This window comes from Azospirillum sp. (assembly GCF_035627195.1).
Classification (GTDB): domain Bacteria; phylum Pseudomonadota; class Alphaproteobacteria; order Azospirillales; family Azospirillaceae; genus Azospirillum.
This window is the reverse complement of sequence record NZ_DASPMG010000060.1, coordinates 1-10,075: the sequence shown is the minus strand read 5'-3', so window position 1 is coordinate 10,075 and position 10,075 is coordinate 1. Positions and strand designations below refer to the sequence as shown.

General features: G+C 71.1%; 8 protein-coding genes and 1 pseudogene. 4 read left to right on the top strand and 5 right to left on the bottom strand.

The features are described 5' to 3' along the window. From VED21_RS05175 to fsa, 4 genes are all read right to left on the bottom strand, one after another. On the bottom strand, nucleotides 1-728 hold a 728-nt coding region (locus VED21_RS05175), incomplete at its 3' end, for a site-specific integrase (protein WP_324881253.1). Between the two features lie 31 nt (nucleotides 729-759). After that, nucleotides 760-1,980: a sugar-transfer associated ATP-grasp domain-containing protein gene (locus VED21_RS05170; RefSeq protein ID WP_324881252.1), complete on the bottom strand. Its 1,221-nt coding sequence runs from the start codon at nucleotides 1,978-1,980 to the stop codon at nucleotides 760-762. After that, on the bottom strand, nucleotides 1,977-2,690 hold the full coding sequence (locus VED21_RS05165; protein ID WP_324881251.1) for a DUF484 family protein: 714 nt from the start codon (nucleotides 2,688-2,690) through the stop codon (nucleotides 1,977-1,979). Before VED21_RS05165 ends, VED21_RS05170 begins: the two co-directional genes overlap by 4 nt. 39 nt (nucleotides 2,691-2,729) lie before the next feature. Continuing rightward, the gene (gene fsa, locus VED21_RS05160; RefSeq protein ID WP_324881250.1) at nucleotides 2,730-3,386 is read right to left on the bottom strand and encodes a fructose-6-phosphate aldolase; all 657 of its coding nucleotides are present in this window, start codon (nucleotides 3,384-3,386) and stop codon (nucleotides 2,730-2,732) included. Between the two features lie 89 nt (nucleotides 3,387-3,475). Between fsa and VED21_RS05155 the strand changes: the two genes are divergently transcribed. Continuing rightward, nucleotides 3,476-5,725, top strand: coding sequence for a primosomal protein N' (locus VED21_RS05155; RefSeq protein WP_414638154.1), 2,250 nt, complete (start codon nucleotides 3,476-3,478; stop codon nucleotides 5,723-5,725). A 153-nt stretch (nucleotides 5,726-5,878) separates the two neighbouring features. Then, nucleotides 5,879-7,921, top strand: a complete 2,043-nt coding sequence (locus VED21_RS05150) for a methyl-accepting chemotaxis protein (RefSeq protein ID WP_324881248.1) — start codon at nucleotides 5,879-5,881, stop codon at nucleotides 7,919-7,921. Nucleotides 7,922-7,945: 24 nt separating this feature from the next. On the opposite strand, the gene VED21_RS05145 is transcribed toward VED21_RS05150, so the two are convergent. Further along, nucleotides 7,946-8,269, bottom strand: a complete 324-nt coding sequence (locus tag VED21_RS05145; RefSeq protein WP_324881247.1) for a hypothetical protein — start codon at nucleotides 8,267-8,269, stop codon at nucleotides 7,946-7,948. Nucleotides 8,270-8,642: 373 nt separating this feature from the next. On the opposite strand from VED21_RS05145, the gene VED21_RS05140 reads away from it, so the two are divergent. Beyond that, on the top strand, nucleotides 8,643-9,212 hold the full coding sequence (locus VED21_RS05140) for a F0F1 ATP synthase subunit delta (protein ID WP_324881246.1): 570 nt from the start codon (nucleotides 8,643-8,645) through the stop codon (nucleotides 9,210-9,212). Next, nucleotides 9,212-10,075 (top strand): annotated as a pseudogene (locus tag VED21_RS05135) (F0F1 ATP synthase subunit alpha); the annotation flags it as partial. The gene VED21_RS05140 and the pseudogene VED21_RS05135, both read left to right, overlap by 1 nt.

The following is a 10,075-nucleotide window of genomic DNA, read 5'->3' as shown; positions in this document are numbered from 1 at the left end:
GCGATCGCCGGGTTCAGCGTGCCGCCCCGGGCACCCAGGAACAGCGGCCCTTCCGGCCCCACGTCGTAGGGGCAGGCGTCCAGGTAGGCGCGCACCGCCTGCGCCACGGCCGGCAGCACGGGGACGTCGCGCTCCTTGCGGCCCTTGCCCAGCACGCGCAGCGTGTCGCCCAGCGGCGCCTCCCTGCGGGTAAGGTTCAGCGCCTCCGAGATACGCAGGCCGCAGCCGTAGAGGAGGGTGAACAGCGCCCGGTCGCGGGCGCCGATCCACGGCTCGTCCGGCTCCGCCCCGGCGGCGTCCAGCAGCGTGCCGGCGTCCTTCTCGGTCAGCGGGCGCGGGACGGGGCGCTTGACCCGCGGCGTGGACAGCGTGGTGACCGCGGCGTTGTGCAGCCGCCCGCTGCGGTCCAGCCAGCGGAACAGGTTGCGCACGGCGGCCAACTCGCGCGCCCGGCTCGCCGCCGTCAGCCCGTCGCCGGCCCGGCGTGCCAGCCACGCGCGGAAGTCGGTGGCGCGCAGCGCGCCCAGGTCGTTCATGGACGGCGGCTGCCCGCCGGCGTATTCGGTGAGGAAGGCCAGGAACACGGCCACGTCGCCGGTGTAGGCCTCCAGCGTCAGCGGCGAGACGTGCTTCTCGCTCTCCAGCCAGCGCCGCCAGTGCTGCAGCGCGTCCTGCACGTCGGGCCGGGCGGAGAAGCCGAGCGTCGCGGCGGTGGGGCGGGAAGCCATAGGGCGGGCCTTGCAAAAGGGGGGCGTGGGCTCAGCCTAGCCGATGCGCGATCCAGCCGTCCACGATGGCCGGCAGCGGAGAGGGCAGCCCGCTGGCCGCGTAGGGCAGGTGGATGAAGCGCCAGCTCAGCGCCACGTTGGCTTCCAGCACCACGGGCCCGTTGTCCGTCAGCAGGACGTCCCAGCCGATGGCCGCCAGTCCGGGAAACGCCGCCGCCCCGGCCACGACGGCGTTCATGGCGGCCCCCAGGTCCGCCAAGCGCCGCCCGAGGAGGGGCGCACCGTTCCACGGAACGCAGGCGTGGCGCTCCTCCGGCCGCCGCAGGAAGCAGCCGGTCAGCAGCGTTCCGTCGCACGGGTGGACGGGAACGTGCAGGGCGGTCGTCAACACCGTCGCCGCGTCTCTTCCCGGCGGCTGCACCTTTGCGTTCACGGAGATGACCAGAGTGACGCCGTCCACCGGCCGTGCCGTGGTGATCCGCAGTTCCACCGGGATGTGGGCGGCGAGATCCAGGGTATCCGTGCTCGGTTGCACCAGCGGCTGCACCAGCACCGCATCCCGCCGCGCCAGCGCCGTCAGGTGCAGCGCCAGTTCCGCCATGCCGACCGGCGGCTTTCCCTCGATCGAGAAGCGCCCGCCGCCCGCCGGCCGCACCGACGCCGCACCCGCTGCCTGTGAGCCGTGCCTGGGCTTGACGAAGCGTGGAGCGGCGGCGAACAGGGCCAGGTGCTCGAGGGTCGGGGCCGTTCCTCGCGGGATCTCCGCCAGGATCGGCACCGTCGGCACGCCCAGCGCGGCCAGCGCTTGGCAGGTCGCCACCTTGTCCGCCGCCCGCGCGATGTCGCGACGGTCGCCAAGGCCCAGCCAGAGCAGCATCGACTGGCGGTCGTCCAGAAGGTCCGCGCCGGTCGCCGGGTCGGTGGCGGGCGGAGCCGCCGGGTGCCGGCCGGCGGTCCAGCCCAGCCACGCCGCGCGGGCCACCGCCCGCGGGTCGCGCGGTGCGGCGGCAACCTTCGCCGCCCACACCGGGCAGGCGACCAGCCACGCCGTCCGCGCCGCGACGACCAGCAGCGGCCGTGCCCAGGCGGGGAAGTTCTGCCAGCGCGCGCGGGCCAGGAAGCGGCGGATGGCGCGCGTCTCGCGCGGCCCGCCCGGCAGCGCGCCGTTGCCGTCAAGGGGGAGCCGGTGCCAGAGTTTGCGGGCGAAGCGGCGAACGCCGAGCGTTCGCAGCGCCGCCACCGCCCCGCTCACGCCGGCAGTTCCAGCCAGGAACGGATGACGCGCTCCACCACGCGGGCCAGGAAGCCCACCAACTCGGTCCCCTGCCCGGGGTGGAACATGTCGGGTTCGCGCGAGCCGAAGGCCAGCAGCCCCTCCGGCGTCTCGCTGGACACCTGGATGCGGATCAGCGCCTCCGACCGGACCAGACCGGCGCCGGGGCCGTAGATCTCCGGGTCGCCCTGGATATCGCTGTGCAGCGCCACGTCGCGCTTGCCCAGCCAGTGGGCGACGGTGCCCGGCTCCACCACCCGCACGCCGGAGCGGTGGACGTGCGGGATGTCCAGCCCGTTCGACTCCACCACCAGGCAGGCGACGTCGAGGTCCAGCAGCACCGCCAGGTCGGTGGTGATGGTCTGGATCAGCTGTTCGAAGTTCTGCGCGTCCAGCAGGAACAGGACGGCCGCGTGGATGCGGTTCTGGCTGTTCAGGTTGGCGCGGGTGGTGGTCACCAGTTCGCGCTGCTGGTCCTTCAGCTGGCGGATCTCGCCGCGCAGCCGCTCCACCATGAAGGCCTGCAGGTCCACCACCCCGCGCCCGCGGTCGACCGACGGCGGGGTGAGGTGGTGGACGAGGTCGGCGTTCTGCGCCAGGAAGTCCGGATGTTCGCGCAGGTACGCGCAGACGTCCTCGGCGGTAAGGCCGCCGGTCATCCGGTGGGTCTGTCCCGGCTCGCGGGCCATGCGCGGCTCCCTGGTGCCGTTGCTTTACGGAATGCAGCCTTACAGAATGCTCTGGCCAGTCTTCTTCCAGTCCTCGACGAACTGGGCGAGGCCCTTGTCGGTCAGCGGATGGTTGAAAAGCTGCTTCAGCACGGCCGACGGCGCAGTCACCACATGGGCACCCAGGCGGGCGGCCTTGACGATGTGCATCGGGTTGCGGATCGAGGCGACCAGCACTTCCGTCTTGAAGTGGTCGTAGTTGCTGTAGATCTCGCAGATGTCCTGGATGATGCCCATGCCGTCCTGCCCGATGTCGTCCAGGCGGCCGACGAACGGCGACACGAAGGTGGCGCCCGCCTTGGCGGCCAGGATCGCCTGCGCCGGCGAGAAGCACAGCGTGACGTTGACCATCGTCCCTTCCGAGGACAGGATCTTGCAGACCTTGAGCCCGGCCGGGGTCAGCGGCACCTTGACGGCGACGCGGTGCGAGATCTTGGCGATCTTGTGCCCCTCGGCCAGCATGGTCTCGAAATCGGTGGAGGCCACCTCGGCGCTCACCGGGCCGTTGACGACCTCGCAGATCTCGGCCACGAGGTCCAGGAAGGAGCGGCCGGTCTTGGCGACCAGGGAGGGGTTGGTGGTAACACCGTCCAGCAGGCCGGAGTCGGCAAGATCACGGATCTCGGCGATGTCGGCGGTGTCGACGAAGAACTTCATGATGAAGAGTCCACTCAATGGCTTTGCAGGGGCATCGGCGCCGCCACGAACACCCGTTCCGGCGCGCCATTCGGAGGGCAGTCTAGCGCATGGGCGCGTCGCTTACTAGGTCCGGGGCTGGGGCCATTGGGGGGCAGGGCGACCTGCTGGGGCCCGAGGTGCGCGTCAGCGTCATGCTGCCGCTGCCCCTGCGGGAGGCGTACGACTACCGCGTGCCGCCCGGCATGACGCTCGCCCCCGGCGACTTCGTCGAGGTGCCGCTGGGCCCGCGCCGCGTGCACGGGGTGGTGTGGGGCGACGGCGCCGGGGCGGTGGACTCCGGCCGCCTGAAGGCGGTGGTGCGCCGCTTCGACGTGCCGCCGATGCCGGAGGTGCAGCGCCGCTTCATCGAATGGGTCGCCGCCTACACCATGACGCTGCCCGGCATGGTGCTGAAGATGGCGGTCAGCGTCCCGGCGGCGCTGGAGCCGCCGCGCCCCCTTGTCGCCTATCAAAGGATCAATGCCGAGCCGCCGGCCGGCTTCAAGATGCCCCCCGGCTTCAAGATGACTGACGCGCGCCGGCGCGTGCTGGCCCTGCTGGACGACGGCCCGGCGCGCACCGCCACCGAGTTGGCGGAGGAGGCGGGGTGCGGCGTCACCGTCGTGCGCGGCCTGACCGAGGCGGGGCTGCTGGAGCCGGTGATGCTCAACCCCACCCGCATCGGCCGGCCGGACTGGACGGCCGACGGCCCGTCCCTGTCGCCCGACCAGGCCGCCGCCGCCCGGGTCCTGCGCGAGAAGGTGGAGCAGCGCGTCTACGCGCCCATCCTGCTGGACGGCGTCACCGGGTCCGGCAAGACCGAGGTGTATTACGAGGCGATCTCGGCGGCGCTGAAGGCCGGGCGGCAGGTGCTGGTGCTGCTGCCGGAAATCGCGCTGTCGGCCCAGGGGCTCGACCGCTTCGCCCGCCGCTTCGGAGCACCCCCGGCCGAGTGGCATTCCGACCTCACGGGTGCCGCGCGGCGCGACACGTGGCGCGCCGTGGCGAACGGGGAGGCGACGGTGGTGGTGGGCGCCCGCTCCGCCCTGTTCCTGCCCTACCGGGACCTCGGCCTGATCATCGTCGACGAGGAGCATGACGCCGCCTACAAGCAGGAGGACGGCGCCATCTACCACGCCCGCGACATGGCGGTGGCGCGCGCGCACCTGGGCGGCTTCCCCATCGTGCTGGTCTCCGCCACGCCATCGCTGGAGACGCAGATCAACGCCGACACCGGCCGTTACACGCGCATCCACCTGCCGGCCCGGCACGGCGGCGCCGTGCTGCCGGAGGTGAAGCTGATCGACCTGCGCGCCGACCGCCCGCCGGCCCGCCACTGGCTGGCGCCGACCTTGCGCAAGGCGCTGCAGGCGACGCTGGACGAGGGGGAGCAGGCGATGCTTTTCCTCAACCGCCGCGGCTACGCCCCGCTGACGCTGTGCCGCGCCTGCGGCCACCGGCTGCAATGCCCGAACTGCACCGCGTGGCTGGTGGAGCACCGGCTGGCCCGCAAGCTCCAGTGCCACCACTGCGGCTTGCAGCAGCCGATCATGGACAAGTGCCCGAACTGCTTCGAAGAGGGCACGCTGGCCGCCTGCGGCCCCGGCGTGGAGCGCGTGCACGAGGAGGTGCTGGAGCTGTTCCCCAAGGCCCGCTCCGCCATCATGGCGTCGGACACGCTGTTCGGCCCGCGCGCCATCCAGGAGATGATCCGCAAGATCGCCGACCACGAGCTGGACATCATCATCGGCACCCAGGTCATGGCGAAGGGCCACCACTTCCCCATGCTGACGCTGGTGGGCGTGGTGGACGGCGACCTGGGACTGGCCGGCGGCGACCTGCGCGCGGCGGAGCGCACCTACCAGCTGCTCCATCAGGTGGCCGGCCGCGCCGGACGCGGCCAGCGGCCGGGCACCGTCTACCTGCAGACCTACATGCCCGAGCATCCGGTGATGCAGGCCCTGGCCGTGCACGACCGCGACGGCTTCTACCAGTTGGAGGCGGAGATGCGGATGGAGGTGGCGATGCCCCCCTTCGGCCGCCTTGCCGCCATCATCGTGTCGGGCGAGGACGCGGCCCTGGTTGAGCGCACCGCCATGGCGCTGGGCCGCGCCGCACCGCGCAGCGACACGGTGGCGGTGCTGGGACCGGCACCCGCCCCCCTGGCCCTGCTGCGCGGCCGGCACCGCCGCCGCCTGCTGCTGAAGGCGCCGCGCAACATGGCCGTGCAGCCGCTGATCGCCGGCTGGCTGGAGCAGGTGGAGGTGCCGGCGTCCGTGCGGGTGCAGGTGGACGTGGACCCCTACAGCTTCATGTAGGGCAGCTTCATGTGAGGCGGCTTCGTTACAAATCGAAGGATTTTACCTAAAATTAGCGATTTCCCTGCTGCGGACATTTTGATATGTGGACGGTGGACGACTGCACGCATACCGCGAGTCGTTATCATTCGTACACCTTAGAACGGTGCCCGCATGCCGCTCCTCAACGCCATTTCGATCCGCACCAAGATCGCCGCCGTCCTCGGCCTGATCGTTCTGGCCATCGTCGTGTCCTCGGCCGAGGTGCTGCGTGAAACCCGGGCGCAGGGGGAGGGGCTGGCGGCGATCTCCGCCGCGACCGAGCGGGTGACCGGCGACATCGTGCCGCTGGGCGAGCGCATCGCCGCCATCCGCTACGGCATCGTGCAGGTGCAGCAGAACTTCACCGACGTCTCCGCCACCCAGGGCAAGGACGGTCTGGACGACGGCTTCATCCGCGCCGCCGACTTCGTGCGCCGCGTCGAGGAGGATCTGGCGGAGGCGCGCAAGCTGGCCCAGGGACTCGGCCTGACCGAGGCGGTGCGGCTGATCGACGGCATCGCGGCGGCGTTCCGACCCTACCACGAGGTCGGGCGCAAGATGGCCAAGGCCTATGTGGCCGGCGGGCCGGAGGCCGGCAACCCGATCATGGAAGAGTTCGACGCGATCGCCGAGAAGCTGGACGAAGAGACGACCGAACTGACCAGCTTCGTCGAGGGCGAGACCGCCGCGCAGATCGCGGCCCTGCGCGAAGCGGTGGGGGAGAACGAGCGCTCGGCGGCCGCCATCACCAGTCACCTGCTGATCGCCATGGGCATCATGGTCGCCATCGCCGTGGCCGGGATCGTGCTGGTGCAGGTCAACGTCGTCGGGCCGCTGCGGCGCAGCGTGGCGGTGATGGAGCAGCTGGCCGCCGGCAACCTGGACGTCGAGGTCGGCGTCCACGGCCGCCGCGACGAGATCGGCGGCATCGCCGAGGCGCTGCGCGTCTTCCGCGCCGCCGGCCGCGAGAACGAGCGCCTGCGCGCCGAGCAGGAGGCGCTGCGCGCCGCCGCCGAGGAGGAGAAGCGCCGCGCGCTGGAGGCCATGGCCCGCACGGTGGAGGAGGAGACGCGCGCCGCCGTCGCCCGCGTGGCCGAGCGCACCGCGCGCATGGCCGGCAACGCCCAGGCCATGGCGGCCTCGGCCGGGATGGTCAGCGAGAACGCGCAGAGCGTCGCCGCCGCGGCGGGCCAAGCGCTCGGCAACGCGCAGACGGTGGCCGCCGCGACCGAGGAGATGACGGCGTCCATCCGCGACATCGGCACCCAGGTGGCGCACGCCACCGCCGTGACCCGCGGTGCGGTGCAGGCGGCCGACGGCGCCACCGGCACCATCCGCTCCCTGTCGGAGGCGGTGGGACGCATCGGCGACGTCGCCCGCCTGATCGCCGACATCGCCGGGCAGACCAACCTGCTGGCGCTGAACGCCACCATCGAGGCGGCCCGCGCGGGCGAGGCCGGCAAGGGCTTCGCCGTGGTGGCGCAGGAGGTCAAGAACCTCGCCAACCAGACCGCCCGCTCGACCGAGGAGATCACCCGCCAGATCGGCGAGATCGAGGGCGTGACCCGCGCCGCCGTCGCCGCCGTGGACGGCATCGTCGGCACCATCACCGAGGTGGACGGCATCGCCGCCGGCATCTCCGCCGCTATGGAACAGCAGGGTGCGGTCACCCACGAGATCGCCCGCAACGTCGTCGAGACCACGACCGCGGCGCAGGAGGTGTCCGACCGCATCGCCCACGTCTCCACGGAGGCCGGCACCACCGGCGGCCACGCCGCCGAAGTGCGCCAGATGGCGGTGGAGGTGGAGGAGAGCATCGAGTCGTTGCAGGACGTGCTGGTGCGCATCGTCCGCACCTCCACCCGTGACGTCGACCGGCGCGTGGCACCCCGCTACGCGGTCGACCTGCCGTGCCGCATCGGCGACGCGCGCGCCGTGGTGAAGGACCTGTCGGAGGGTGGGGCGATGATCGCCGACGCGCCCGTCCGCCTCGCCGGCGCCACCGGCACGCTGGTCATCGACGCGCTCGGTCTGCCGCTGCCCTTCCGCGCCCAGACGGCCGAGCATGGCCGCCTGCACGTGCGCTTCGAACTGGACGCCGCCACCGCGGCCACCTTCCGCCAGCGCTTCGCGTCCCTCGTCCAAGGCCGCCCGCGCGTCGACGCGGCGGCCTGAGACTCGGGGTCACGAGACTCGGGGTCACACCGCCGCCGTGCTGCGGCTCTTGCGCGTGCGGGGGCGCCAGATGGCCAGGCACTCGGCGGCGGAGGGGCCGCTGCCGATGCCGTACCAGCCAACCCGGTCGTTGAAGCACAAAGTATAGGTGCCGCCGGCCCCGCGCTCGAAGCGGAACACCGGGCGGTCGACGCCCGGCAGCAGCACCAGAAGGCGGTCGAAATCGCGGCCGGACTCGCGGATGATTCCCGCCCAGTGGCCGAGGCGCAGCTTCGGTTCGGCGACCTGTTCGAACTCGACGAGGTCGGAGGGCGTGAAGCGGGCGCGGGAGAAGGCGACGACGGTCATCGACACACCGGAAAGAGCGCAGGATCAGCGCGGAATACAGCCCGACCGTGCGCCGGAATGGTTAATCGTGCGTTAAGGCGCCGCATTGGTCACGGCTTCGCCCCACCCGCGCCGCCGACGCGCGCGGGGGTGCGGAATATCCCCTTGCTGATCGTTCGTGCGCTTGCGAATCCTGGCGCTTGGCCCTATGTCGTAGGACGTTTTCGACGCAGTGCACAAACGCCGCACGCAAAACGTCCAGACTCGGTTGCGCCTGCGCTTATCCTGTGATATTGGACCGCTCGCTTTCGCGGCCTGGGCCGCCGCGACACGGGCTAGCCCGTTCTAAGGCCCTGAAAATTCACCGTCTACCGAACTCAATTCGAGGGATCAGGTGGCTTCCGAAGGTACAGGCGTTTCCGAGCTGGCGGGCCGTTACTCCACGGCGCTGTTCGAGCTGGCGGATGAAAACAAGGCGCTCGATCAGGTCGCAGGCGATCTGACCGCGCTGAAGCAACTCCTGGCCGAGAGCGCCGATCTTCGCCGCCTCGTCCAGAGCCCGGTGATCAGCCGCGCGGACCAGGGGCGCGCGATGACCGCGGTTCTGGATCGTGCCGGCGTGTCGGACATCACCAAGCGGTTCCTGGGGCTGGTGGCGAAGAACCGCCGGCTCTTCGCGCTGCCCGGGATGATCGACGGCTATCTGGCCGAACTGGCGCGGCGCCGTGGCGAGACCACGGCGCGGGTGATCGCGGCCCGGCCGCTGTCCGATGCGCAGGTCCAGGCGGTCACGGACACGCTCAAGAAGCTGGTCGGGTCCAAGGTGACGGTGGACGTCACCATCGATCCCGCTTTGATCGGTGGAATGATCGTCAAGTATGGCTCGCGCATGGTCGATACCTCGGTGCGCACCAAGCTCGACAAGTTGCAACTCGCCATGAAGGCCTCAGGGGGACAAGTCTGATGGATATCCGCGCCGCAGAAATCTCTGCGATCCTCAAGCAGCAGATCGCGAATTTCGGGACCGAGGCGGACGTCGCCGAGGTCGGTCAGGTGCTGTCGGTGGGTGACGGCGTCGCCCGCGTGCATGGCCTGGACAACGTGCGCGCCGGCGAGATGGTGGAGTTCCCGGGCGGCCTGAAGGGTATGGCGCTGAACCTCGAGACCGACAACGTCGGTGTCGTGATCTTCGGCGACGACCGCGACATCAAGGAAGGCGACACCGTCAAGCGCACCGGCACCATCGTGGACGTGCCGGTCGGCAAGGGTCTGCTGGGCCGCGTGGTCGACGGCCTCGGCAACCCGATCGACGGCAAGGGCCCGCTGGTCGACGTCGAGCGCAAGCGCGTGGAAGTGAAGGCCCCCGGCATCATCCCGCGCAAGTCGGTGCACGAGCCGATGCAGACCGGCCTGAAGGCCGTCGACAGCCTGGTGCCGATCGGCCGTGGCCAGCGCGAGCTGATCATCGGCGACCGCCAGACCGGCAAGACCGCCGTCGTGATCGACACCTTCCTGAACCAGAAGTCGATCAACCAGGGCGACGACGAGTCGAAGAAGCTCTACTGCATCTACGTCGCGGTGGGCCAGAAGCGCTCGACCGTCGCGCAGATCGTGAAGGCGCTGGAAGACGCCGGCGCGATGGAATACTCCATCGTCGTCGCCGCCACCGCGTCGGAGCCGGCGCCCCTGCAGTTCCTGGCGCCGTACACCGGCTGCACCATGGGCGAGTTCTTCCGCGACAACGGCATGCACGCCGTGATCGTGTACGACGACCTGTCCAAGCAGGCCGTCGCCTACCGCCAGATGTCGCTGCTGCTGCGCCGCCCG